The sequence below is a fragment of the Acinetobacter baumannii genome (assembly GCF_009759685.1).
Lineage (GTDB): Bacteria > Pseudomonadota > Gammaproteobacteria > Pseudomonadales > Moraxellaceae > Acinetobacter > Acinetobacter baumannii.
In genome coordinates, this window is record NZ_CP046654.1 from 129,703 (window position 1) to 154,923 (window position 25,221).

A 25,221-nucleotide genomic window follows, 5' to 3' on the forward strand; every position below is an offset into this window, starting at 1 on the left:
TTCTCAAGGTCGAAAGACCGCATTTAGCGGTTTTATTTTGCCTATAATTTTCTACACTCTGTGGAAAATGCCCTGTTATGGTGGGTTAGGCGGAAGTGCTTCGGCACGCTAGACCCTTGAGACTAGTAAGACCAATTCCGTTTAACCTGCCACCCTAATTGATTGGTCTCAATTTTGGTGGTGAAAATCCCTATCTCAAGGAGTATTCACCATGAATGCAATTTCTAATTTTACTTTTCATAATGATTATAATGTTCGCGTTCAGTTAATTGATGCTGAGCCGTGGTTTTGTCTTGCTGATGTCTGCTGTGTTTTATCAGTTGATCGTACTTCTCGTTTATTACGTGATTTGGATGAAAAGGGGTTGGCAGATTGCCACACCCCTACAAATGGTGGAAATCAAAAGATTAAATTTGTTAATGAGCCAAATCTTTATCGGATCATCTTTCGTTCAAATAAACCAGAAGCAAAACAATTCCAAGATTGGGTATTTAACGAAGTTTTGCCAACCATCCGCAAAACAGGCAAATACGAAGCACCAAAACCAATCGAAAAACGCAATTATATCAACAACAATGACATGTTAAACATCAAGCGTCTGATTTGGTGCTGTGCAGGTCACTTAGATCAGAAGCAATCAGTCAGCAGCGCAATTTGGTACTCGCTTCGCAATGTGACTGGCGTACCGAGCCCTGCTAAGTTTGAGGTTGAACATTTGCCATTGCTGGCACAAGAATTTAATCGCATTCTAAGCATCATTGAGCCATACCTAAAAGCACGTTACGCATGTGAGGAAGCATTAGTTAAGCGCTTACTTCGAGATCGTGAAGACGCTCAATCTTTACTGGCTAAGTTGCTTGATGAAATGAAGGCGGCTACACAGGATTTTGAAAAAGGATTACAGAAACATTTGCCAATGGTTTTTCAAGGCGAATGTTTAAATCTTGTTGAGCGTAAACCATGTGGTATTGATCATCACGAATTTAATCGTTGGGCTTAATCTTGGATATGCAACGGGGCTAATCTAGCCTCGTTGCAATTTCACTTGCAGTAGCATTGTAATAGACCATCAAGCTTCTTAAGTCTTTATGCCCAATCATACGGGCCAAGTCTAAAACTTCTAATTTCCTTGCAAGGCGTGTACAAGCCTCATGGCGTGTATCATGGAAATGCAAATCAGTGATTTGACATCTATCTCTTAATTTACGCCAAAGCGTATCAAAGCTTTGGGAATTACAAGTAAAGACCTGCTTTTTATCAAGACCTTTTAATAAAGTAAGCAACTCAACTGCACGCTTAGATAGTGGTACATTTCGTTTAGTACCATTCTTTGTTTCAGTTAAAACTAAATATCTATCTTTTAAATAAACACGATCCCAAGTCAACCCAACAATCTCACCAGCACGCATTGCTGTTTCAATTGCAAAGAGAAAGGCAATTATAATTTGCTGAGTTGAATTTACTGGTACATTGTTATCCCAATTTGCTGCAAGACATAATCTATCAATCTCATCCTGAGCAATTCGTCTATCTCGGTGCTTTGATGGTGGTGGTAAAGTCAAGTCGGCCATTGGAGACTCTTTAATCCACTTCCATTCTTTCCGGGCAACAGTAAATAAAGAAGCTAAAATATTTGCTTCACGCCGGACAGTAGCACCCTGCACTTCTTTTAATCGGGAGTCGCGCCATTGCACTAAATCGTCAGTTGTGACTTTGGCCAATTGCTTTTGACATAGCTTTTTATACTCACGCTTGAAGAAAGCCATTCGCTTGACTTCATTCTCATGAGTTTTCTTTTTAACACTCACTTCACTTAAGTAGCGTTCAATAGCTTCTAAAAAAGAGTGATCTGGTAATTTGCCATGCGATTGTTCGCGTAACTGAGTCTCGCGTTTAGATGCCCAAGCTCGTGCCTGTGCTTTTGTATCAAAGGTTGCACTTTCGCGAATTCCGTTTACACTTATCTCGGCTCGCCATGTATTGTTGCGTTGTCTAAATGAAGCCATAATTTTGTGGCGTAATCTTGGCGTAATTGTGATAACCGAAATAATAGGAAAAAATAAGAAATAATAGAAGTACAGATTATTGGCTAATTTGGCATTTGATTGTTTTGTATGAAATAATAAGAAAAGATAAAAAAACCTAAGAAGTTGTTATTTTTGATCAAGTGCCCGCCGAGCGCACCATTTTATATATAATAACTTCATAAATTTATCTCAATTTTATAAAATTCCGACTATTTTACTTGGTTTATTAATCATTATCGCTCAAAATATACCCCTCTTTCATAATGTGAGAATTTCATGACTGATGCTTTGGTTTTAAGAGATTTGTCCAAAACATATCGTAATGGTTTTCAGGCGTTAAAAGGTATTAACCTCACTGTGCCTGAAGGTGAATTTTATGCGTTGTTAGGTCCAAATGGCGCCGGCAAATCAACAACCATTGGTATTATCAGCTCCCTCACGAAAAAGACCTCAGGAACAGTTGAGATTTTCGGACATAATCTCGATACTCATCCATCCTTGGCAAAACAGCAGCTTGGCGTTGTCCCTCAGGAATTTAACTTTGGGCAGTTTGAAAAAGCATTTGATATTTTAGTAACGCAAGCTGGTTATTACGGTATCCATAGAAAGATTGCAGAAAAGCGCGCAGAACATTATTTAGAAAAACTGGGCCTATGGGAAAAACGTAATATACAAGCACGTATGCTGTCAGGTGGTATGAAACGCCGTCTTATGATTGCCCGTGCCATGATGCATGAGCCTAAACTTCTTATTTTAGATGAGCCTACTGCAGGTGTAGATATTGAGTTACGCCGTTCTATGTGGGATTTTCTGACTGAAATGAACGAAAACGGTACTTCTATTATTTTAACGACACATTATCTCGAAGAAGCAGAAATGTTGTGTCGTCAAATTGCCATCATTGACCGTGGTGTCATTAAAGAAGATACCAGCATGAAAAGTTTCTTAAACCAGCTGAGTGAAGAGTCTTTTATTTTTGATTTGGCTGAACCTATTGCCCCACTCCAGCTCAATATTATTGGTGTGAAGTTCAACTTAATTGATAGTAGTACTTTAGAAGTAACAATGGATAAAGCACATACATTAAATGATTTATTCCAACTTTTAGAGTCACAAGGTATTCGTGTTCGCAGCATGCGAAATAAATCGAATCGTCTTGAAGAGCTATTTGTCAAAATGGTCGAGAAAAATCTTGAAGGAGCGGCAAAATGAACTTTAACCAACTGCAAATTGCCCTCTGGACTCTAGTTCGTAAAGAAGTACGCCGATTTCTACGCATTTGGCCGCAAACCTTATTACCACCTGCAATTACCATGAGTTTGTACTTTGTCATTTTCGGTAATTTGGTTGGCTCACGTATTGGTGAAATGGGTGGCGTAAGTTACATGCAATTTATTGTACCTGGCCTCATCATGATGGCTGTCATTACCAACAGTTATGCCAATGTATCATCGAGTTTCTTTAGTGTGAAATTTCAAAAAAGCATTGAAGAGCTGATTATGAGTCCTGTGCCCTTACATATTATCTTATGGGGCTATGTTATTGGTGGTATTTGTCGAGGTGTCTTGGTTGGTGCAATCGTTACCGCGATGAGTATGTTTTTTACTGACCTTTTTATCCATAACTGGTTCGTAACTATATATACAGTATTAATTACATCCGTTTTATTTTCTTTAGGCGGTTTTATTAATGCAGTCTACGCAAAATCATTTGATGATATTTCTATTATTCCAACATTTGTACTTACTCCACTTACCTATTTAGGTGGTGTGTTTTATGCCATTAGTGCACTTGGTCCTTTTTGGCAAAAACTTTCTTTAATTAATCCTATTGTTTATATGGTAAATGCTTTCCGTTTCGGCATTTTAGGTCATAGTGACGTGAACGTTTCGTTCTCTTTAATCATTGTGACATTATGCTGTGCTGTACTTTACGGAATTGCTTATTATTTACTTGCTCGTGGTTCAGGAATGCGTGAATGAGTGTCGAACAGTCTTTATTGGGTAAAGAAACCCAATATCCAACTAGCTATCAACCCGATGTGTTATTTCCAATTGCACGTGCTCAATCTCGTGAAAAATATGCTCATATCGAAGGTATAACCCAAGGTAAAGATTGGTGGCACGTTTTCGAAATTTCTTGGTTGAATGCTCACGGTATTCCACAGGTTGCTATCGGCAGAATTACACTGCCAGCTTCTTCACCGAATTTGATTGAATCAAAGTCATTAAAACTTTATTTCAATAGTCTTAACTTCACTCAGTTTGACTCTACACAGTCATTCATTGAAACAGTTGAAAAAGATTTATCTGCTGCGGCAGGTGCAAAAGTTGAATTAACCCTATTTCAAGTAGATGATTTAGAGATTTCTAAACCTCAAGGGATCTGTATTGATGATCTTATGCCAGAGCGTTTAGAACAACATCCTGATGCTACTCTCTTAAAACTTGATGAGTCAGATGAAGAAATCGAAGTTGAACTGTATTCTCATCTTTTGAGAAGTAACTGCCCAGTCACGGGTCAACCGGATTGGGGGACAGTTTTTATTCGTTTTAAGGGCAAAAAACCTTGTTATCGTAGTCTTTTAGCCTATATTATTTCGTACCGTCAGCATAACGGTTTCCACGAACAATGTGTCGAACAAATCTTTGCCGATATTTGGCAAAATTTGCAACCTGAAAAGCTGATGGTTTATGCAACTTATACTCGCCGCGGTGGACTTGATATCAATCCTTGCCGAGTATCGGATCTTACATGGATGCCAAAACCGATTCGATTGGCACGACAATAAAACGAATAATTTGAGGATACACCATGCCGTTTTTTGGTTTTACCCCTTCTGAAGGCTTATTGAACGATATACAGACTGGAATTGCGAATAAAAATTCTAGTGAACCGTTATATCCACTTCGAGACAAAATCGCTTTACAACTCAATGAAGAAATTATTGAAAATGTACTTACCCAGTTAGTACAACATTTCCCAGCGAGTGAAAAAAGAGATACTGCCGAAAAACTAGCTGGTTATGTCAAATCAACAGTTGCCGTGCTTTTAAAGCAATTACTCAGCAAAGCGCCAAACGATGTGGTTAAACAGTCAGTTGAGTTTTCAGAGAAAAGCTTATTTAAAGATCCGCAAGGCCAATATAAAGTTGGCGTTGCTTTAGATGCTGGCCTAGTTACCAACTTGAAGCATAATTTTGCCGAGCTTCAGGCGGGTAATGACATTAATAAAGCAGCATTAGCAGAACTATATAAACAGTTCGGTGATGCTATGGTGAGACATTTTATGTCTGACTTTAATAAAACATTAGATTTAGGCATGATTAAGCGTAAAGCAGCCGATATTGGCGCTGCTGCTGTAACTAAAGCAGTTCATATTGCGATCGACAAACTCATTCCAAGTTTAAATCGCACTGAACTAAAAGCGATGGCTGAATATCATGATGGACTATTCTTTAACTAATAAAAAATAGTCTATCGGAAACCTGGTGAGAGCCAGGTTTTTTTATTGCAAAATATTGATATACATTGTCATAAATCAGGTTTATGTTAGCATGCGCCAAGCACTGATTGACCTTTAGTTAAAGCCGCATGTCTCCTAGTCCACAATATAAATTTTTACGCCAAGCTCCTCGAGATGGCCTTAGTACTGCCATGCAACCTTCGCGCTGGCAGCAGCTTCATATTGACCCTTGGTTATGCCTATTTTTATTCCTAAATGCATTGTTAGGTTTAACGGTACTTTATAGTGCATCTGCACAAGATGTGGGACTCGTCAGTAAACAGGCCATGAGCTTTGGTATCGGCTTTCTGGTCATGATTAGCCTAGCGCAAATTCCACCCAAGGTTTATCAAGCTTTTTCACCTTATTTTTATTTATTTGGCCTGTTTTCCTTAATTGGCGTTATGGTTTTTGGTGAAGTTCGCATGGGCGCGCAGCGCTGGATTGATATTCCGGGGTTCGGGAGTGTTCAACCCAGCGAATTTATGAAAATTGGCATGCCAATGATGGTTGCATGGTTTTTAGCTCGTAAACCTCTTCCTCCTAGCTTCTCGCAGGTTATTTTGTCTTTAATGTTAATTGGTGTTCCATTTTTACTTATTGCAGAACAGCCTGACCTAGGAACATCACTATTAGTATTAGCAAGTGGGATTTTTGTACTGTTCTTAAGTGGGCTATCTTGGCGCATGATCGGTGCAGCAGCAGCTTGTGCAGCTATTGTGATTCCAATTGCATGGGAATTCCTTTTACACGACTATCAACGTCAACGGGTATTAACGTTGCTTGACCCAGAAGCGGATGCTTTAGGAACAGGCTGGAACATTATTCAGTCCAAAACAGCAATCGGTTCTGGTGGGTTCTCAGGGAAAGGTTTCCTCGAAGGTACTCAATCACATTTGCACTTCTTACCAGAAGGCCATACTGACTTTATTATTGCTGCTTACTCAGAAGAATTCGGTTTAATTGGTGTACTTATATTAGTAATTCTTTATTCGGCCATTATTTTTAGAACATTTCAAATCGGTTTACAAAGCTTTCACAATTATGGCCGATTAGTGGCTGGCGCGTTTGGTTTGTCTTTTTTTGTTTATGTATTTGTAAACGCAGGAATGGTCAGTGGTATTTTACCTGTAGTGGGTGTTCCCTTACCTTTTATGAGTTATGGCGGTACCGCTATTATTACTTTAATGGCCACTTTTGGTTTAGTCATGTCTATTCATACACATCGATAATCTGGAATTTAAAAAAGATATGTTGTCTCAATTTGTTAATAAAACTTTAAAAGTGCTTGCCTTGTGTACTGGCCTTATTAGCACAAGTCATTTTGCTCAGGCCAATGATTTTGTAACTCATCCTAACTATTTAAATTTTAAACAAAAAGCCATGAGCACTTATGGCTTAAGCGGTGAACAGGTTGACGCCGCTATGAATGGTGCAAAAAATTTACCAAACATTATAAATATTATGACTCGCCCTGGTGAAAGTAAGCCTTGGTACGACTATCGCTCTATGTTTTTAGTCGAAGGTACTATTCAACGTGGTGTCCGCTTTAAAAACCAATATGCCGATGCTCTCAATCGTGCTGAACAACAATTTGGTGTTTCTCAAGCGGTTATTCTAGGCATTTTAGGTGTTGAAACAGGTTATGGAGCCAATAAAGGTTCGTTTATTACTCGTGATGCACTTGCAACGTTAGCATTTGGCTACCCACGCCGTGCTGAATATTTTGGCGATGAGTTAGCTGCTCTCATTGCATGGACTTACAAAGAAGGTTATCCAACCAATAGTATTGTAGGTTCTTATGCTGGTGCCATTGGCTTCCCGCAGTTTATGCCAAGCAACATTAGTAAGTACGGGGTCGACTTTGATGGTAATGGTCATATCGACCTACGAAACTCTGCAGAAGATGCGATTGGCTCAATCGCAAATTACTTAGCAAAACAAGGCTGGCAACGCGATCAACCTATTGGTTTTATGGCTCGTTACACGGGTTCAAATCCGGAAAGTATCATTGCTAAAGATTTGACCCAGCCCACTCCGTATGGTGCACTAAAAAATCAAGGGATTTCCCCTTTAAATCCGTTAGTCAAAATTGATGACTTAGATATGGTAAATGTTATTCAATTACAAGACTATAACGGTCCAATTTACTATTTAACCTATCCGAACTTTCAAGTAATTACGACTTATAACAAAAGCCGAATGTATGCGACTGCCGTATGGTTGTTAGGTACAGAAGTAGCTAGCCGATAGGCTAGCTTTTTGATGAGTTTATGTAAAAGTCAATAAATATTTTTGTTAAATCGATCACAATACAAACATTTTAAACACCTTGTTACATATTTGGTTATTTTTTAACCTAAAACTGTAAGTTTTTGCCCTTTTTGTAACTATTTCTCGTTAAAGACTAGACACTCTCCGTAAGCGATGAATATTATCCACCCCAATCAAGCAATTGCAAAAGTGAATAATTAGGCATGTTCACTTCAATTTTTAGCTCTTTGGCTAAATGAAAAAGTGCATGTTCTCAGGAGTTTATATAAATGCAGTTATCGCTGAAATACATTCTTGCACTGACGGCTAGTTTAAGCATGGCCCCACTGCACGCTGAAATGATGCAATCATCATCATTAAATAGCGATGTAGATGGTCCAAATGCAAATTTAGCTGCTCGTGTGTTGAGTAAAGATACTCAAAACTTTAATTCTCGTTTCTCTAATATTAACAGTCTTTCAATCACTGAACGTTCTGGCGATCAAATCCGTCGTCAAGCTATCGCAGCTAAAATTGAAATCCCTGAAGATGAGCCTTCAGTGATTGAAAAACTTAACACAGTAGCTTCAAATACTGTTCGTAAGTTTAGCCAAACTGGCATGGCATCGTGGTATGGTCGTCAATTTCATGGCCGTAAAACTGCAAGTGGTGAAACATTCGATATGAATGCACTTACTGCTGCTCACCGTAGCTTACCGCTTAACTGTTATATCCGTGTCACCAACAAAGACAATGGCAAAAGCGTAGTGGTAAAAGTAAACGATCGTGGTCCTTTCCATGGTAATCGTGTGCTTGATTTATCATACGGTGCAGCTAAACGCCTTGGTATTACCAATGCTGGTACTGCTAAAGTAAGTATTGAGCGTGTAGACGGTCCTACTTCATAAGCGATTACTCCTCGAGTTCATGAAAAAGCCACCAGTTAAGTTGTGGCTTTTTTAATATAAAAAGAGCAAAAAAAAACTATAAAAATTTTGTGTCTAGATTCGTTTTTTCATTACAAAAATGATTATTTTTTAACCCAAAAACACACTGATTTATTCTTTATCGATTTTTGCGCATATTTTTCGATTACAGCCATTTTAAAATAATTCCGCTACCCTAGTACCACTTTAGTCTAAAAAGAGTTGTTTAACGCGTTTTAAGACAAGATGAGTTGAGTATTTTTCTATTATTTTCCCATTCTTCATGAAAATGAGGTTTTTTTGAGGATTTGACTCTCTCAAAATCACAAATAAATAATCTGAAATTTTTGAGCTCATCCTCCCTTTCTTCAGTGCTGTTTTTCATTTTTGTGCCGAAATGAATAAACTTTAAATTTTAGGCTTACTTGATTTAACAAACATGTCGATATACAACTTGTCTTGTCTCTCCCGATAACGAGAGGATAAAATATAAACAGAAAAAGAATGACTCAAAATTAGACAAGGAGAACAAGGTCTATGAAATCTATCGGTGAATGGTTTGATGAATATAGTGAAAGTCATCAAAACCCGATAAATAAGAAAATTCACTGGGTATGTGTTCCAGCTATTTTATTTTCGATTATTGGAATTATTGCTCACTTTAGTGCCCTACTCACCGCTTTACTCGTAGTACTGACACTCATTTTTTATGCTCGGCTTGATCTTGTACTTGCAGTAGCAATGGCTGCTCTACTTGTTGTGATGGCATGGCTTATTTATGTTCTACCAGTAGGTGTAGGATTTTATATTGCTCTTTTTGTGTTTGCCTGGATTGGACAATTTTATGGACATAAAGTTGAAGGAAAAAACCTTCTTTCTTTAAAGATTTGCAATTTCTCTTGATTGGTCCGGTCTGGTGTATGGATGCTTATCTTGCAAAGATATTACCTCATTGGAAAAGCCGTCAAAAGAAACTGATTGCTCAATAAATTTTGAAGAAGCTGAATCCTAAAAAGATTCAGCTTTAACTTAATGATTTATTAGAAAATTTATAAAATAAAAAAATGCTAGGCTCAGCAGAACGCTCGGTAACACTTTTTTAAAATAGAAAGCCACGACAGTACAAAATATCGTTGCGTATAAGTAAGGATTATCTAAAAATCCTCTTAATTCATTATTTTCAAAAAAAATTACTGGAATACAAATAGCACTTAATAAACAAGGAGCTGAATAATTCAACATTTTATTCATAAGTACTGGTAATTTAACTTTTACGTTTGGTTCCAAAAAATAATAACGATTAAAAAATACGATAGCTGCCAGTCCTAAAATCATAAGCCATGACATTTTATTTTTCTCCCATTTTATTTTCGACTATTACCGCAATAAACATCCCCAATAAACCAGAAATTAGAATGGCACCTTCTATATGAAAAAATTTAAGCACAAAACCACTGACACAAGTCATTAAAATGCCTGCCATTACAGGCTTCCCTTTACACATAGGAACAATCATGGCAACAAAAATAGCAATAATGGAAAAATCCAAATGATAATTTAATAAGTTAGGTAGCGCCGTTGCTAATAAAATACCCACTAAACTAAAAACCACCCAAAATAAATAAAAGCAAAGACCTGCTCCGAATAAGTATTGAGGATGTTTTTTCTCATTAGGAACACTTACTGCAAATAATTCGTCGGTAAGCAGAAAACCTAAAGTTAATCTTTTTGAGAGAGGCAAAATAGAAATGTCATTTCTTAAAGTTAAAGCATAAATAAAATGTTGAGCAGTAAGAAAGAAAATAGTGACATAGATGGTTAATAACGATGCACCTTCCATCACCATGCTTAAACTTACTAATTGCGCAGCGCCAGCAAACACAATTCCTGACATCGCTAGTGCTTTATAAAATGATAAACCCGCATGAACTGCCATTGATCCAGCTAAAATAGCCCATGGTATAACCGAAATAGATAGTGGCAATATATCTATCACCCCTCGTAAAAAAAGATGCGGTGGTCGGCTTTTAGAAAATCTAATAGATTGATTTAAATGAGTATTCATCCCTAGACATCTATAACAGTTATTATTTATAGATTTTCTGGTATTTAGCTCAGCTTCGCTTGAACAAAATTGCGGTTAGCACTGCAAATAAATTTTAAAGATTAAGACTCGCCACATATTGGGTTGGTGTAACACCCATCGCCTTCTTAAAATGACGATTAAAATGGCTTTGATCAGAAAAACCACATTGCTGTGCAACCATTACAATTTGAACGCCTTGTTTTAATAATTGTCTCGCTTTTTGCAAACGCGCCTGTACTAACCATGCATGAGGCGGTAAACCCACATGTTTTTTAAATTGTCTTAAAAAATGCCATGCACTTAACCCGACCATATCAGCCAATTCCTGCAAAGAAAAATTCTTTTCAGGCATATCAGCTAACAAATCTTTAACTTTTAATACTTTTGAATAAGCTTCTGGTAACTCGCAAAAGGTGTGTCTTGACTTACCATGACGCACCATTAAGCATGCCAATGTCGATAAATACATGGTTTCTTTAAGCAAAAAATTGTCTTTTTGTTCTAATAAATCAAATAATAAACAGAGTTGTTGAGATAATCCCAAGTCCTGAATTACAGCTTGCGGAAACCAAGGTGCCCCATGGCCTTGCTCAAAAAAATCTTGGCTTACTTCAGCAAGCATTTCGGGCGTAGGATAGATTGCACGGTAACGCCAGCCCGATTCGACAGCAGATGAGCCGGTGTGAATTTCATCTGCATTAACCAAAATAATGTCACCTTTAGGGGCAACATGTAGCTGACCCGTCCTAAAAAAAGACTGTGCACCCTCTTCAATGACACCAATACAATATCCTTCATGAGTATGCTTTGAAAACTGTGTTTGGTGATAATGTGCTTTTAATAATTCTAAACCGCCCAACTCTCGCAAATGCAAGTAGTCAGCCTGTTCCCGGTGCATATATACATCTCATCTATTTATCTACAAAAAAACATAGCATGTTTTAAAAAGATGCATAGAACAAAATTGCTGTTATGCGGAAATGGATACCCTATTTTCTATTGGTAAATACGACCATTATGTTTCAACCAACCATTTTCATGGCGGTTCTGTGGATCATGATGCGTCCAATGTAATACTCCACCTTTTTCGTTATATTCATATTCCCCGTTAAATTCGACAATATCACCCTTTCTTAAATCTTCAATTTTTGGTGCTAAATCAATATTATGTGCTACTAAAATTGAAAGTCCATTTTTTAATATCAGAATAAATTTCTGGTGTCTCGACCCATCATTATCTTCTTTTAAGATTGCTTTTACTCGACCACTACCCTGCACTTGAACGTTACTTTGTCTACGTTCATAAGCAGCCTTTATGGTATCTACTCCATCATTTGAAAACGTCGTTTCAGTACGCTGATTCGCAGGTATGCTTGATGGCGTCGGATTGTTTTTATGCCCAGATAAGTCCAGACCCAAATATGCAGCAATCAATAAAACAATTATGCCACCAATACCTAGATTCTTTTTATTTGTCATCTTTAGATTCCGTTTTCAACAGAGATAAAAAAAGCCCCATAGGGGGCTTTTTTTGAAGATACGAATTACTTCGCAGCAGCTTGAGCAGCAGCAACTTCTTCAGCAAAGCTAAGTTCAGCTTTTTTCTCGATACCTTCACCAACTTCGAAACGTACGAAGTTAGCAACATTTGTACCAGTCGCTTTTAATACGTCAGCAACTTTTTTCTCGTTGTCGATAACGTACATTTGACGGTCAAGAGCAACTTCGTTTAAGTATTTCTCAACAGAACCAGTTACCATTTTCTCAACGATGTTCGCTGGTTTACCAGATTCTAACGCTTTCGCTTCAGCAATTTCTTTCTCTTTAGCGATAAGGTCAGCTGGAACAGCTTCAGCATTTACTGCTACTGGGTTGAATGCAGCAACGTGCATTGCAATACCTTTACCAGTGTCAGCATCACCAGTATAAGAAACTACAACACCGATTTTTAAACCGTGTTTATAGATAGCCAATTGTTCGCCTTCAACGATTTTCGCACGACGAACTTGGATGTTTTCACCGATTTTTTGAACAAGCGCGATACGAGCTTCTTCAACTGATTGGCCATCAGCTAATTTTAATTCAGCAATTTTAGCAGCATCAGTTTCGCCAGCAGCTAATGCAGCAGCAGCAACTGTGTGTGCAAAGTTAGAGAAGTTTTCGTCTTTAGCAACGAAGTCAGTTTGACAGTTTACTTCAACTAAGATCGCTTTATTACCGTCTTGAACGATAGTGATTGCACCGTCAGCAGCAATGTTGCCAGCTTTTTTAGCAGCTTTAGCTTGACCAGATTTACGAAGGTTATCAATAGCAAGTTCGATGTCACCGTTCGCTTCTGTTAATGCTTTTTTGCATTCCATCATTGCAAGACCAGTACGGTCACGTAATTCTTTTACCATGCTTGCAGTAATTGCAGTCATGTTGATCTCCTAAAATCGGTAGAAAATAAATCTGTTCAACAAAAACGGCCCAAAGAAACTCTGGGCCGTTTGCACTCTCGACGCTTAATTTGCCACCATTACATGTCGCAAAAATGACAAGCCTGCGTCAAAACGCATTAAGCCTCAGAAGCGTCTTTCGCAGCGTCATCGCCTTTTGCTTGAGCGTTCGCTTGAGATTGAGCGTATTCTTTACCAGCAAGAATTGCATCAGCCATAGCTGAAGCATATAAAGTTACTGCACGGATCGCATCGTCGTTACCAGGAATAACGTAATCTACGTTGTCTGGGTTAGAGTTTGTATCAACGATACCGATAACAGGAATACCTAAGTTTTTCGCTTCTTTGATTGCAATCGCTTCGTGATCAACGTCGATTACAAATAATGCGTCAGGTAAACCACCCATGTTTTTAACGCCGCCTAAAGAGCGCTCAAGTTTTTCCATCTCACGAGTACGTTCTAAAGCTTCACGTTTAGTAAGCTTAGCAAAAGTACCGTCTTGAGATTGAGTTTGAAGATCTTTTAAACGGTTGATAGATTGGCGAAGTGTTTTCCAGTTCGTCAACATACCACCTAACCAACGGTGATCTACGTATGGTTGACCAGCGCGTTGAGCTTGTTCACGGATGATGTTAGAAGCAGCACGTTTTGTACCAACGAACAAAACTTTGTTCTTTTTGCTTGCTAATTGGTTAGCGAAGTTCAAAGCATCATTTAACGCAGGAACAGTGTGCTCAAGGTTGATGATGTGAATTTTGTTACGCGCGCCAAAAATGTATTGACGCATTTTTGGGTTCCAGAAACGAGTTTGGTGACCAAAGTGCGCACCTGCTTGAAGAAGGTCGCGCATGCTTACGTTGTAATCTGCCATTTTCTTTACCTTAAAAGTTGGGTTAGGCCTCCATATATCCGCATTCTCCACCTTTTTACGGGCACCCAGAGTAATGTGACGATATATGTGCGGATTTTTACTCCATCTATCAAAATTCTTCGTAAAAGATATTCACGAAAAGCATTTGATAAAATGGGCGGCTATTTATACCATAGACGCTTGTAAATTACCAAAAGTTTTTAGAGATCATGAACAGTACTTATACAGCTCCACGTCGATTAATCAAAACTCCAGATGAAATTGAAAAAATGCGCATTGCAGGACGACTGGCGGCTGAAGTTCTAGATATGATCAAGCCGCATATTAAAGCTGGTGTAAGCACACTCGAGCTTGATACGATTTGTCGTAATCATATTGAAAATGTACAGCACGCTATTCCGGCCTGTGTAGGTTACGGTGGTGCGCCAGGACGCCCTGCTTTTCAACACTCTATCTGTACTTCGGTTAACCATGTTGTATGTCATGGTATTCCTTCTGAAAATAAAATCTTAAAAAACGGCGATATCCTTAACATCGACGTGACCGTCATTAAAGATGGTTATCATGGCGATACCAACATGATGTATATCGTGGGTGGTGAAACTTCTATTCTGGCAAATCGTTTATGTAAAGTAGCTCAAGAAGCGATGTATCGTGGAATGGCAACAGTTAGAGATGGTTCGTATTTAGGCGATATTGGACATGCCATCCAAAAATATGTCGAATCAGAACGTTTTAGCGTAGTGCGTGAATATTGTGGTCATGGCATTGGTACCGTTTTCCATGATGAACCTCAAGTGTTGCACTATGGCCAAGCTGGTACGGGCATGCGTTTAGAAGCTGGTATGACTTTCACTATTGAACCTATGGTAAATGCGGGTGTTTGGCAAACCAAATTGCTTGGTGACAAATGGACAGTTGTAACCAAAGACCATAAACTTTCAGCTCAATATGAACATACTATTTTAGTCACTAAAACAGGGATTGAAGTATTAACAGCTCGCCCAGAAGAAGATCTTTCACGCTTCAATCAATAATTTAATTAAAATTAAGAAAAGGCTGCTTTATGTAGCCTTTTCTTTTTCATTTTGTACTTTTTATTAATAAAACTTTCCAAATATAAACAAATATTTCAAAAAAATTACAATTATTAATTTTTAATACACAATTATTTCAATAAAACGCGTTATGGTGGGCTCAATAAAAATCAGTAAACAAATGCTCGGACATGGAGTCCTTTTATGATGAAAAAGTCATTATTTTGTATGACAGCTGCCTTATTTGCTCTGCCAACAGTCACTTCCGCCGCTTCCCCATATTTTAGTTTAAAAGATGGTGATGGTTTCAAACGTTTTTCAGTCTCAGCTGGTCCTTTATATGTCAAACCAACAGGAAAAGCCCAACCTGTTTTTGTGAATACTGCTGTGAAAAAAGGTGAACAAGCTCAGGTTGGCGATGTCTCTATTAAGACAGTCAAAGAGAGCATGTCTAAAGATATGGATCCCAACTTATCTACATTCTTTATAGATTTCTTAGATAAACTAGGAAAAGAAAAACTACCAGCAGAATTAAGTGGTAATGCGAATATTTATGGATTAGATCAATGGGATAATCCGGGGACAGGTTTAGAAGCAGATGATGTTACAACACTAGGCATCATGACAAACTACTTCTTTACCGATAATGTTTCATTAGAAATAAAGGCAGGTATTCCCCCAAAAGTCGACTTACAGGGTAAAGGTAAAATTTATGCTCCCCTTAAAGCCCAAGCTCATCCATCAATTGAGCTACCTTTAATTGGGGGTATTGGTTTACCATCTATTGATTTAGAAAAACAAATTTTTATCACTGACCTTGAAGGCCATGGAAGTGCGGCATCAGCTCGAGCTTGGACACCAGCATTTGAATTTCAATATCATTTTGGCAAGACCGGTGTAAATAAATTCAGACCTTATATTGGACTAGGTGTGATGTATGCATATTTCAATGAATTAGAAATAAATCCTGAAATCGAAAAAGATTTAGTAAATGCTGGTCATATGATTGTCAATATTAAAGATGGCAAAGCGGGAGCTGCTCTTGATCGTTTAAAAAGTTCTGGTGATCCAAAAGTAAATCTTGAGGCTTCCGATGCCATTGCACCTGTTGCGACTGCTGGTTTCACCTATGACTTTAATGACAAATGGTATGCTGTTGGCTCTGTGTCTTATGCTCACTTAAAAACGGACACAACTATTACAGTCAATGATGCCAAGTACGGTGAGTTAATTAATGCAAAAGCAGATATCGAAATTAATCCAATATTAGGTTATGCCGGTATTGGTTACCGATTCTAAATCTCAAAAGCACACAAGCTATAAAAGCTTTACTTAAGCTTTTATAGCTTTTTTATTTATCCTGCCAAAATTGCTTCTTTTTAAACCAAAATGCCAAAAAAATGAGCATTTTTTAGAAACGTGTTTACTAAGCTCAACCTTCTTTATTTTTTATTATCACCTCTTCTTTTAATTCCTTTTCTCTAATCATTTTATGTTAGACAACTAACCTAATAAAATTAAAAACTAAGATTTTCCTTTTAGTAAAAATTATCTTTTGGCACGCACTTTGCTTTATTTATGACATGATGAATCAATGGCGATTCAATGGATAAACCAAGACGGCCAAAGATGTCCGCTCTGATCGGTATGCAAATAGACAATTCATTTTGTCGTGCAAATTAAAATTTCGTTCAGTTCAGGGGGACGGCGTATGTCTTCAAATATTAATTTAGATGCAAAAAAAGCGACTGAAATTAAATTATTCAGTTTTTCAACCCCAGCCATGCGTGCTTTCCACATGACTTGGCTTGCGTTCTTTGTCTGCTTCTTCGCATGGTTTGCTTGCGCTCCATTAATGCCCGTTATTAAAGGTGAGTTCGACTTAACCAAAGATCAAATTGCCAATATTAATATTGCCGCCGTTGCAATTACAATTTTAGTGCGGCTTGCTGTCGGACCACTTTGTGATAAATATGGTCCGCGTATTACTTACACCACCCTTCTCTTACTTGGCAGTATTCCTGTATTTGGTGTTGCCGCTGCCAACAGCTATGAATCTTTTCTTTTCTTCCGTTTACTCATCGGTGCAATTGGCGCAAGCTTTGTCATTACGCAATATCATACCAGTATCATGTTTGCACCAAATGTCGTAGGCACAGCAAATGCAGCTGCTGCGGGTTGGGGTAATGCTGGCGGTGGTGCAACACAAGCTCTAATGCCTTTATTACTCGGTGCAATTGTAATGTTCGGTGTCGAGCAAACTATGGGTTGGCGCGTTGCATTAATCGTACCAGGCGTAATGATGGTAATTGTTGGGGTTCTTTACTGGAAACTTACCCAAGACTGTCCTCAAGGAAACTTTAAAGAAGTTCGTGCACAAGGTATTGAGGTGGGTAGTGGTAAAAAAGGTGGCATGGCAATCTTAATGCAAGCGGCTCGTAACTACCGTGTCTGGATTTTATTCCTCGCTTATGGTGCTTGCTTTGGTATTGAAATTTTCATCCATAATGTTGCCGCAATGTACTATGTTGACCAATTCAAAATGGATTTAAAAACAGCAGGGTTAACCGCAGGTATATTTGGACTTCTTGCCTTATTTGCACGTGCATTGGGCGGTATTATTTCCGATAAAGTCGCACTCAAAAAAGGTTTAGACGGACGTACTAAAGTACTTGTACTGATGATTTTAGGCGAAGGTTTATTCTTAATACTCTTCTCTCAAATGAACGTCGTAGCTCTTGCAATTATTTCCATGACAGTTTTTGCATTGTTTACCCATATGGCTTGCGGAGCAACATATGCACTGGTCCCTTTTATTGACCGAAATGCATTAGGCGGCGTCGCAGGCATTATTGGCGCAGGTGGAAATGTGGGCGCAGTAGCAGCTGGTTTCTTACTAAAAGGCGTACTTGATATTCAAACTTGTCTATTTATTTTAGGTGGACTGGTTATGGTTGCAGGCTGTAGTGTAATTTTGATTCGCTTCACAACCGAGCACAAAGAAAAAGAAAAAGTACTTTTTGAACAGGCTCTACTTGAACGCAATTCAGCAGCTTAATTCTGATAAGAAGCAGAAATCACAAATGATTTTTGCTTCTTCACCTTTTTCATAATAATTCGAAATCTCTAAGATACTTTTTAATTTTTCTTAAAATAATTTTATAGATATATCGATATTATTCGATATATCTTCTACAATGATTTATCACATTCTTATAATTTTCTACTCACAATGACTAAAACAAGCCATCAGTTTTCTCAATCACTCATTTATATGCTCATTGGAAGTGCCATTATTTTGGCTTTGTCACTAGGTGTACGACATGGTTTTGGGCTTTATTTAGTCCCGATGAGTCATGAGTTCGGTTGGGGACAGCATGTTTTTAGTCTAGCAATTGCCATGCAAAATCTAATCTGGGGTGCAGTTCAGCCTTTTACTGGGGCAATTGCAGATAAATATGGCAGTAAAGTTGTGGTAACAGTCGGCGGATTACTTTATACCCATGGCTTACTCTTAATGGCTTTTAGTTCAAGTGTACTCATTTTGAATTTAAGCTTAGGTCTGATTATTGGTTTAGCTTTATCAGCAACTTCTTTTACAGTTCTGCTTAGCGCAGTAGGCCGAGCTGCTCCGCCAGAAAAAAGAAGTATGGCAATGGGTATTGCCAGTGCAGCCGGTTCTTTTGGCCAATTTATTATGCTGCCTTCTACCCTTCTCTTACTTAAGACAGTGGGGTGGTCATCAGCTTTAATGGTAAGTGCGCTGTTAATCGCTCTTATTATTCCTCTAGCATGGATGTTAAAAGGGCCAAGCAACCAAACCCCAAAAGCAATTGCCCAACCTCAGCTCACCTTTAAACAAGTACTTCACATTGCGAGAAAACATAAACCTTTTTGGTGGTTAGCTTTAGGCTTTTTGGTATGTGGCTTCCAAGTTGTCTTTTTGGGTGTTCACCTACCAGGTTATTTAATCGACCACGGCTTTGATGCCGCTACAGGTACGGTGTTTCTTGCTTTAGTCGGATTATTTAATATCGTAGGGACTTATGGCGCAGGCTGGTTAGGAGATCGTTTCTCGAAACCTAAGTTATTAATGGCACTTTATGGTAGCCGCGGCATCGCAATCATTGCTTTCTTATTATTACCTCTAAGCACTTATACAGTATATGCTTTCGGTATTATCATGGGGCTTCTATGGCTTTCTACGGTTCCTCTCACCAATGGTATCGTGGCAAATATGTTTGGTGTTAAATACCTTTCAATGTTAAGTGGTATTGTATTTTTCACCCATCAAGTCGGGTCTTTCTTTGGTGGTTGGCTTGGTGGTGTTAACCATGATTTAACAGGTAATTACAATGCGATTTGGCTCTGTTCTATCGCATTGAGTATATTAGGGGTAATCGTACATTTCTTTGTAAATGAGGAGGCTGTTATTCATGACGCATAATGCCGTACTTTTGAAAACAATTGTGACTTTCCTCATCTTAGCTCTTCTGGTTTTATCTATTGTTTTATGGAAACAGACACCTGATTTGTTTGAATATTTTAATCAAGCATTTTGTGCACACTAGAGGGATGAGACGCTGAAATCACTCTGTACATTGTCATAAAAATATAAAAAACATATGGTCTAATAAAAATAAAAAAGCCCGCAAGTTTGCGGGCTTTTTCATGAAAAACTTATTTAAAATCAAAATAAACGATTCATACCATTAAGTGCAGCTACACGGTATGCTTCAGCCATGGTTGGATAGTTAAATGTCGTTTCAACAAAATATTTCAAAGTATTGTTTGGGCTGTGCATAACTGCTTGTCCAATGTGGATAATTTCAGCAGCATTATTACCAAAACAGTGAATACCTAAAATTTCCAAAGTGTCACGATGGAAAAGAATCTTCAACTCACCTACTGTATCACCGGTAATTTGTGCACGCGCTAAATGACGGAAAGAAGCCTGACCGACTTCATACGGAATTTTCTCTTCCGTTAATTCCTGTTCATTCTTACCAATAGATGAGATTTCCGGAATGGTATAAATACCTGTAGGGATATCACGTACTGGCTTCGCATCTTCACCACTCATGTTTGCACCAGCACAGCGCCCTTGGTCATAGGCAGCCGAAGCAAGTGAAGGCCAACCAATCACGTCACCAGCAGCATAGATGTTTTCAACTTCAGTTTGATATTGATCATTTACAGAAAGTTGACCACGACTATTTGGTACCAACCCAACATTTTCAAGACCTAAACCTTCTGTGTTACCTGAACGGCCATTACACCAAAGAATCGCATCAGCTTTAATCTTTTTACCACTTTGTAAATGTAGAACAACGTGGTCATCAAATGTTTCAAGATGATCCATTTGTTCATTGTGACGAATCAACACGCCCTGTTCACGTAAGTGATAAGACAAAGCATCGGCAATTTCATCATCTAGATAACTTAAGAGTTTTTGTTGAGTATTGATCAAATCAACTTTGTGGTCTAAACCAATAAAGATTGAGGCATATTCACAGCCAATAACACCTGCGCCGTAAATAATGATTTTTTGAATTGAGTAATCAAGATCAAGAATTTTGTCCGAATCAAATACGCGCGGGTGGTCAAAATCAAGACCTTGCGGATGATAAGGACGACTACCTGTCGCGATCACGATTTGCTTACAGATAATTGTTTCTTTAATGCCTTCGTGGCTAAAAACTAAAACTGTATTTTTGTCTTGAATATATGCACGACCATGGAAGACACCAATTTTGTTACGGTCATAAAAGCGTGTATGCGTATCAACCTGTTGTTGAATCACTTTGTGCGCATTACGCAAGACCTGTTTCATAGTGAACTGTTTCCATTCACCTACTTTTTGAAACATTGGATCACGCTGATAGCGAATAATGCTAGAAACTGTTTGACGTAATGCTTTACTTGGAATGGTTCCTACGTGTGCACAGTTACCACCGAGTTGATCACGTACATCTACAATTGCAACACGCTTACCAGCTTTTGCAAGCTTCATTGCCGCGCCTTCACCTGCAGGTCCAGAACCGAGAACTACCGCATCGTACTTAACGAAATTCCCACTAACGACCTCTTTTTTACGTGGCATTGAAAGCTCCTTCCTCTGTTGAATGACCATATTTTATAATAAATTATGGCTAATATGCGGTGAATTTATGTATTTCTCAACCCTATATTTCTGAATAGCCACATTTATTATATGAATAGTTATTTTCCGCTATTACTTGTAGAAGTCCGCTATAATACAATGTCAATGTCTCTATAAACGAGTGGAAAAGTTAAATATGTCAGAACACCGTAAACCTGAACAGGGTGTAAAACTTCGTGGCGCAGAAAAAGTCGCAAGAATTCCTGTAAAAGTTGTACCTACGGTTGAAGTGCCGCGTAAACCTGACTGGATTCGTGTCAAGATGACGGCACCAGAAGAAGTTCAGCGTATTAAAACGACTTTACGTGCTCAAAAACTCCATACCGTTTGTGAAGAAGCAGCTTGTCCGAACCTTCCAGAATGCTTTGGCGGTGGTACAGCAACATTCATGATCATGGGTGATATTTGTACACGTCGTTGCCCTTTCTGTGACGTAGCGCATGGTCGTCCCAATGCATTGGACCCTGATGAACCACGCCACATGGCAGAGACAATTGCCAATCTTAAGCTCAAATACGCAGTAATCACTTCGGTTGACCGTGATGACTTGCTTGACGGCGGTGCACAACACTTTGTGGACTGTATTAAAGAAGCTCGCGCACTTAGCCCAAATACATTACTTGAAATTTTAGTACCAGACTTCCGTGGACGTATGGATATTGCTTTACGCATTATGACTGAATGTCCACCAGACGTATTTAACCACAATATTGAGACTGTACCTCGTCTATATAAAGCGATGCGTCCAGGTTCAGATTATCAGCACTCTTTAAACCTATTAAAAATGTTTAAAGAATACTGCCCAGACATCCCAACAAAATGTGGTTTGATGGTGGGTATTGGTGAAACTGAAGAAGAAGTCATTGCATTGCTTGATGACTTACGTGCTCACGATGTCGACTATGTCACTATTGGTCAATACTTGCAGCCTTCTAAACAGCATGCACCAATTGACCGTTTTGTAACACCAGAAGAATTTGAACGTTATGCAGAGCATGGCCGTAAACTTGGCTTTAGTAATATTTGGTCTGCACCAATGGTTCGTTCAAGCTATTTTGCTGATCGCCAATACTATGGTGAACCTGTTCCTGAAGTTCGTCGCAAGGTAGATCCTGCGAAAAAAATTGCGGTACAAGCAATCGAAGCTTAACACTTCACAAGTATTAAAAAGGCCTTCAGATTATGAGGGCTTTTTTATTTATACAACAAAATCAATAACATTTCTTGACAAATCGATAAAACAAGCCATTACACTTTCATTCAAAAATATTTTATACCTAAAAGCACGATATATCCCTGCTCTAGCATATACATCAATTGCGACATAAAAAATCAAATTTAAACAGCATTAAAAAATTCGCTAGTTAAGCCTTAAATCTCTCCTCGCTTTTTTATTATTTCTAACTTGAGGGCTTATCTAGCAAGGAGCAAGTATGATTTTCCTACTCTTTGTTTTAAGTATTGTCATTCAGCTTGTTGCAATATGGGCAATTTTCTTTTTTAACCTAAATAGAGTCGCTGGTAGTGTTATTACGATTGCTGTAGCCATACTGACTGCTTTCATTTTAACGCCGTGGGCATTACTTTTAGGGATTCCCCTTATTGCACTTAGCATTATTATTTTGTTTAAACCTTTACGGTTTAACTTAATTACCCAACCTGCATATAAAACTCTGGCCAACTCAATGCCAAGCATCAGTACCACTGAACAAGAAGCCTTAGAAGCAGGAACAAGCTGGTGGGAAAAAGAGTTATTTATGGGGGCTCCAGATTGGTCGCAATTTGAAAAATATCCCTATCCTACACTTTCACCAGAAGAACAAAGTTTTATCGATAATGAAGTTGAAGTGCTATGTAGCATGCTTGATGAATGGGAAATTCACCATCAATTAAAAGACCTTCCTCCTGAAGTTTGGCAGTTCATTAAAGATAAAGGCTTCTTGGGTCTTATTATTCCAAAATCCTTTGGTGGCAAAGAGTTCAGCTCATTTGCTCAAAGTCGCATTATGAGCAAAATTGCCTCGCGTTCATTAACTGCTGCGGTGAGTTGTATGGTTCCTAACTCATTAGGACCCGGTGAATTACTCATGCATTACGGTACAGATGCGCAAAAGCAGCAATATCTACCGGGACTTGCTAAAGGTGAAGAAATTCCATGCTTTGGTTTAACCAGTCCGGAAGCAGGTTCAGATGCAGGTGCAATTCCAGATTCGGGTGTAGTCTGCTATGGCGAATATGAAGGTGCTCAAGTTCTTGGGCTGCGCATGAATTTCTCTAAACGTTGGATTACGCTCGCTCCAATTGCCACAGTGGTCGGTCTAGCATTTAAACTTTATGACCCCGAAGGTTTACTTGGAGATAAGACTAAAACTGAGTACGGGATTACCTGTGCTTTAATTCCAGCCAATCATGCAGGCGTAAAAATAGGTGCACGACACTATCCGGGCTCTCCATTCATGAATGGGACAGTAGAGGGTGAAGATGTCTTCATTCCAATTGACTGGATTATTGGCGGACAAGAAAATGCCGGTAAAGGCTGGCGCATGCTGATGGAATGCTTAGGTGTTGGCCGAGGTATTTCACTGCCCGCATTAGCCACGGCCGCAGGTGAAATGAGCTATCTCACTGTCGGTGCTTTTGCAAGAATTCGTCAACAGTTCAATATTTCTGTCGGCAAATTTGAAGGTGTACAAGAAGCAAGCAGTGAAATTGCCAGCGATGCCTATATGCTTGAAGCATTCCGTTATTTAGTGACGTGCGGTCTAAACCAAGGTGGAACCCCTGCTGTAATGACTGCCATGGCAAAATACTATGCAACTGAAACGATGCGTAAAGTGGTTAATCACGGAATGGATATTGCTGGAGGACGTGCAATTCAACTTGGGCCACGCAATTTCCTTGCTCTCACCTATCAAGCGATTCCAATTGCTATTACAGTAGAAGGTGCAAATATTTTAACCCGCTCATTGATGATTTTTGGTCAAGGCTCAATGCGCTGTCACCCTTATCTTTTTGAAGAATTGCAATTACTTCAGTCTGACGACAAAGCCAATGCCGTACAAAAATTCGATGATTTGTTGTTTAAACATTTAGCCTATACCTTTAACCGCGGTGCAAGATCATTTGCTTATGGTTGGACAGGTGGTTCGAGTGATGCGCCTCAGTCAGCAGATCAATTCACTGCAAGTTACTATAAAACCATCAATCGTTTTAGCGCCAATTTTTCACTTGTTTCCGATATGGCACTAGGATTACTCGCAGGAGATCTAAAGCGTAAAGAAATGCTATCAGGCCGCTTAGCAGATATTCACGCGCACTTGTTTATTGCCACTGCAATTTTAAAATATTATGAGGCTGGACAAAAAACTGAAGCTGAACAACTTCATGCCAAACTAGCACTGCAAAAAGCATTCTTGAATATTCAGGAAGCATTTTGGGGACTATTTGACAACTTCCCAGCCAAGCTTCCAGCAGCATTTATCAAATGGATATGCTTCCCGTTAGGTCGTGTGATTTCAAAACCTGACGATGAGTTAAAACAACAAGTTGCTGAACTCATGATGGAAGAACATCCGTTTAGAGTGCAACTCAAACGCCATGTGTACTATTCAACTGAACCTAATGATGTCACTGGCCGTCTAGAGCACACGTTCCAAATGTTAAGAACCATTGAACCGCTTTGGGATAAGTTTAAGAAAGCTGAATCCAAAGGCAAGTTTACGGGTCTTACTTTTGAAGAGAATATTGCGCAAGCGATAAAAGAAGGCTTTATTTCTGAAAGCGAAGCTCAACAATTATTGCAGTACAACGCAATTCGATTCGATAGCATGCTTACCGATGTTTTTGATGAAAAGTTAAATAAAGACCTACCTTTGTCAAACCCTCATCAAATAGTGTGACTGGTGCCTCCACCAA

Annotated in this window: 22 protein-coding genes and 1 pseudogene; 15 read left to right on the plus strand and 8 right to left on the minus strand. The window is 38.7% G+C overall.

What is annotated here, in order from left to right; all coding sequences use genetic code 11:
• The first annotated feature begins 211 nt into the window (after positions 1-211).
• Positions 212-1,000, plus strand: a complete 789-nt coding sequence (locus GO593_RS00795) for a BRO-N domain-containing protein (protein ID WP_000991751.1) — start codon at positions 212-214, stop codon at positions 998-1,000.
• A 19-nt stretch (positions 1,001-1,019) separates the two neighbouring features.
• On the opposite strand, the gene GO593_RS00800 is transcribed toward GO593_RS00795, so the two are convergent.
• A complete protein-coding gene (locus tag GO593_RS00800) occupies positions 1,020-2,006 on the minus strand; it encodes a site-specific integrase (protein ID WP_000135934.1) in 987 nt (328 codons plus the stop codon).
• A gap of 297 nt (positions 2,007-2,303) precedes the next feature.
• On the opposite strand from GO593_RS00800, the gene GO593_RS00805 reads away from it, so the two are divergent.
• From GO593_RS00805 to GO593_RS00840, 8 genes and pseudogenes are all read left to right on the plus strand, one after another.
• Positions 2,304-3,239 (plus strand): ABC transporter ATP-binding protein, encoded by a 936-nt coding sequence (locus GO593_RS00805; protein ID WP_000128669.1) that lies wholly within the window; start codon positions 2,304-2,306, stop codon positions 3,237-3,239.
• Positions 3,236-4,009: an ABC transporter permease gene (locus GO593_RS00810; protein WP_001010536.1), complete on the plus strand. Its 774-nt coding sequence runs from the start codon at positions 3,236-3,238 to the stop codon at positions 4,007-4,009. The genes GO593_RS00805 and GO593_RS00810 overlap by 4 nt, the downstream gene beginning before the upstream one ends.
• A complete protein-coding gene (gene queF / locus GO593_RS00815; RefSeq protein ID WP_000110165.1) occupies positions 4,006-4,818 on the plus strand; it encodes an NADPH-dependent 7-cyano-7-deazaguanine reductase QueF in 813 nt (270 codons plus the stop codon). Before GO593_RS00810 ends, queF begins: the two co-directional genes overlap by 4 nt.
• Positions 4,819-4,841: 23 nt before the next feature.
• Positions 4,842-5,492 carry a hypothetical protein gene (locus GO593_RS00820; RefSeq protein WP_001115740.1) on the plus strand — a complete coding sequence of 217 codons (651 nt, stop codon included), beginning with the start codon at positions 4,842-4,844 and terminating at the stop codon, positions 5,490-5,492.
• 128 nt (positions 5,493-5,620) lie between these two features.
• Complete coding sequence (rodA, locus tag GO593_RS00825) at positions 5,621-6,763, plus strand: rod shape-determining protein RodA (protein WP_000075224.1); 1,143 nt, start codon at positions 5,621-5,623, stop codon at positions 6,761-6,763.
• 19 nt (positions 6,764-6,782) lie between these two features.
• Positions 6,783-7,784: a lytic murein transglycosylase B gene (mltB, locus tag GO593_RS00830; RefSeq protein WP_000951088.1), complete on the plus strand. Its 1,002-nt coding sequence runs from the start codon at positions 6,783-6,785 to the stop codon at positions 7,782-7,784.
• Positions 7,785-8,074: 290 nt separating this feature from the next.
• The gene (locus tag GO593_RS00835; protein WP_001177236.1) at positions 8,075-8,692 is read left to right on the plus strand and encodes a septal ring lytic transglycosylase RlpA family protein; all 618 of its coding nucleotides are present in this window, start codon (positions 8,075-8,077) and stop codon (positions 8,690-8,692) included.
• A gap of 555 nt (positions 8,693-9,247) precedes the next feature.
• Positions 9,248-9,699 (plus strand): annotated as a pseudogene (locus GO593_RS00840) (Mpo1 family 2-hydroxy fatty acid dioxygenase).
• A gap of 40 nt (positions 9,700-9,739) precedes the next feature.
• Here the strand turns inward: GO593_RS00840 and GO593_RS00845 are convergent.
• From GO593_RS00845 to rpsB, 6 genes are all read right to left on the minus strand, one after another.
• Positions 9,740-10,057, minus strand: coding sequence for an AzlD domain-containing protein (locus tag GO593_RS00845; RefSeq protein ID WP_000118659.1), 318 nt, complete (start codon positions 10,055-10,057; stop codon positions 9,740-9,742).
• A 1-nt stretch (position 10,058) separates the two neighbouring features.
• A complete protein-coding gene (locus GO593_RS00850) occupies positions 10,059-10,775 on the minus strand; it encodes an AzlC family ABC transporter permease (protein WP_001984740.1) in 717 nt (238 codons plus the stop codon).
• A gap of 94 nt (positions 10,776-10,869) precedes the next feature.
• Positions 10,870-11,694 carry a helix-turn-helix transcriptional regulator gene (locus GO593_RS00855; RefSeq protein WP_000554500.1) on the minus strand — a complete coding sequence of 275 codons (825 nt, stop codon included), beginning with the start codon at positions 11,692-11,694 and terminating at the stop codon, positions 10,870-10,872.
• Positions 11,695-11,792: 98 nt separating this feature from the next.
• Complete coding sequence (locus GO593_RS00860; RefSeq protein ID WP_000182506.1) at positions 11,793-12,275, minus strand: DUF3465 domain-containing protein; 483 nt, start codon at positions 12,273-12,275, stop codon at positions 11,793-11,795.
• A 65-nt stretch (positions 12,276-12,340) separates the two neighbouring features.
• Positions 12,341-13,216: a translation elongation factor Ts gene (tsf, locus tag GO593_RS00865; RefSeq protein ID WP_000125378.1), complete on the minus strand. Its 876-nt coding sequence runs from the start codon at positions 13,214-13,216 to the stop codon at positions 12,341-12,343.
• A gap of 137 nt (positions 13,217-13,353) precedes the next feature.
• A complete protein-coding gene (gene rpsB / locus GO593_RS00870; RefSeq protein ID WP_001982118.1) occupies positions 13,354-14,106 on the minus strand; it encodes a 30S ribosomal protein S2 in 753 nt (250 codons plus the stop codon).
• 209 nt (positions 14,107-14,315) lie between these two features.
• Between rpsB and map the strand changes: the two genes are divergently transcribed.
• From map to GO593_RS00890, 4 genes are all read left to right on the plus strand, one after another.
• Positions 14,316-15,143, plus strand: coding sequence for a type I methionyl aminopeptidase (gene map / locus GO593_RS00875; RefSeq protein WP_001089491.1), 828 nt, complete (start codon positions 14,316-14,318; stop codon positions 15,141-15,143).
• 204 nt (positions 15,144-15,347) lie between these two features.
• Positions 15,348-16,442: an OmpW/AlkL family protein gene (locus tag GO593_RS00880; RefSeq protein ID WP_000976523.1), complete on the plus strand. Its 1,095-nt coding sequence runs from the start codon at positions 15,348-15,350 to the stop codon at positions 16,440-16,442.
• Between the two features lie 412 nt (positions 16,443-16,854).
• Positions 16,855-18,201, plus strand: coding sequence for an MFS transporter (locus tag GO593_RS00885; protein WP_000097612.1), 1,347 nt, complete (start codon positions 16,855-16,857; stop codon positions 18,199-18,201).
• Between the two features lie 174 nt (positions 18,202-18,375).
• Complete coding sequence (locus tag GO593_RS00890) at positions 18,376-19,590, plus strand: MFS transporter (RefSeq protein ID WP_000169411.1); 1,215 nt, start codon at positions 18,376-18,378, stop codon at positions 19,588-19,590.
• 243 nt (positions 19,591-19,833) lie between these two features.
• Here the strand turns inward: GO593_RS00890 and sthA are convergent, their stop codons facing one another.
• Positions 19,834-21,246, minus strand: coding sequence for a Si-specific NAD(P)(+) transhydrogenase (gene sthA / locus GO593_RS00895; protein WP_001137505.1), 1,413 nt, complete (start codon positions 21,244-21,246; stop codon positions 19,834-19,836).
• A 196-nt stretch (positions 21,247-21,442) separates the two neighbouring features.
• Here sthA and lipA point away from each other — a divergent pair, with 196 nt between their 5' ends.
• Positions 21,443-22,456, plus strand: coding sequence for a lipoyl synthase (gene lipA / locus GO593_RS00900; RefSeq protein ID WP_001289260.1), 1,014 nt, complete (start codon positions 21,443-21,445; stop codon positions 22,454-22,456).
• A 283-nt stretch (positions 22,457-22,739) separates the two neighbouring features.
• Complete coding sequence (locus GO593_RS00905) at positions 22,740-25,205, plus strand: acyl-CoA dehydrogenase (RefSeq protein WP_000576645.1); 2,466 nt, start codon at positions 22,740-22,742, stop codon at positions 25,203-25,205.
• The last annotated feature ends 16 nt before the right edge of the window (positions 25,206-25,221 follow it).

What these genes read in the sequence shown, in the direction of transcription:
- GO593_RS00795 (WP_000991751.1), top strand. Translation starts at nt 212, where the DNA reads ATGAATGCAATTTCTAATTTTACTTTTCATAATGATTATAATGTTCGC.
- GO593_RS00800 (WP_000135934.1), bottom strand. Translation starts at nt 2,006, where the DNA reads ATGGCTTCATTTAGACAACGCAACAATACATGGCGAGCCGAGATAAGT.
- GO593_RS00805 (WP_000128669.1), top strand. Translation starts at nt 2,304, where the DNA reads ATGACTGATGCTTTGGTTTTAAGAGATTTGTCCAAAACATATCGTAAT.
- GO593_RS00810 (WP_001010536.1), top strand. Translation starts at nt 3,236, where the DNA reads ATGAACTTTAACCAACTGCAAATTGCCCTCTGGACTCTAGTTCGTAAA.
- queF (WP_000110165.1), top strand. Translation starts at nt 4,006, where the DNA reads ATGAGTGTCGAACAGTCTTTATTGGGTAAAGAAACCCAATATCCAACT.
- GO593_RS00820 (WP_001115740.1), top strand. Translation starts at nt 4,842, where the DNA reads ATGCCGTTTTTTGGTTTTACCCCTTCTGAAGGCTTATTGAACGATATA.
- rodA (WP_000075224.1), top strand. Translation starts at nt 5,621, where the DNA reads ATGTCTCCTAGTCCACAATATAAATTTTTACGCCAAGCTCCTCGAGAT.
- mltB (WP_000951088.1), top strand. Translation starts at nt 6,783, where the DNA reads ATGTTGTCTCAATTTGTTAATAAAACTTTAAAAGTGCTTGCCTTGTGT.
- GO593_RS00835 (WP_001177236.1), top strand. Translation starts at nt 8,075, where the DNA reads ATGCAGTTATCGCTGAAATACATTCTTGCACTGACGGCTAGTTTAAGC.
- GO593_RS00845 (WP_000118659.1), bottom strand. Translation starts at nt 10,057, where the DNA reads ATGTCATGGCTTATGATTTTAGGACTGGCAGCTATCGTATTTTTTAAT.
- GO593_RS00850 (WP_001984740.1), bottom strand. Translation starts at nt 10,775, where the DNA reads ATGAATACTCATTTAAATCAATCTATTAGATTTTCTAAAAGCCGACCA.
- GO593_RS00855 (WP_000554500.1), bottom strand. Translation starts at nt 11,694, where the DNA reads ATGCACCGGGAACAGGCTGACTACTTGCATTTGCGAGAGTTGGGCGGT.
- GO593_RS00860 (WP_000182506.1), bottom strand. Translation starts at nt 12,275, where the DNA reads ATGACAAATAAAAAGAATCTAGGTATTGGTGGCATAATTGTTTTATTG.
- tsf (WP_000125378.1), bottom strand. Translation starts at nt 13,216, where the DNA reads ATGACTGCAATTACTGCAAGCATGGTAAAAGAATTACGTGACCGTACT.
- rpsB (WP_001982118.1), bottom strand. Translation starts at nt 14,106, where the DNA reads ATGGCAGATTACAACGTAAGCATGCGCGACCTTCTTCAAGCAGGTGCG.
- map (WP_001089491.1), top strand. Translation starts at nt 14,316, where the DNA reads ATGAACAGTACTTATACAGCTCCACGTCGATTAATCAAAACTCCAGAT.
- GO593_RS00880 (WP_000976523.1), top strand. Translation starts at nt 15,348, where the DNA reads ATGATGAAAAAGTCATTATTTTGTATGACAGCTGCCTTATTTGCTCTG.
- GO593_RS00885 (WP_000097612.1), top strand. Translation starts at nt 16,855, where the DNA reads ATGTCTTCAAATATTAATTTAGATGCAAAAAAAGCGACTGAAATTAAA.
- GO593_RS00890 (WP_000169411.1), top strand. Translation starts at nt 18,376, where the DNA reads ATGACTAAAACAAGCCATCAGTTTTCTCAATCACTCATTTATATGCTC.
- sthA (WP_001137505.1), bottom strand. Translation starts at nt 21,246, where the DNA reads ATGCCACGTAAAAAAGAGGTCGTTAGTGGGAATTTCGTTAAGTACGAT.
- lipA (WP_001289260.1), top strand. Translation starts at nt 21,443, where the DNA reads ATGTCAGAACACCGTAAACCTGAACAGGGTGTAAAACTTCGTGGCGCA.
- GO593_RS00905 (WP_000576645.1), top strand. Translation starts at nt 22,740, where the DNA reads ATGATTTTCCTACTCTTTGTTTTAAGTATTGTCATTCAGCTTGTTGCA.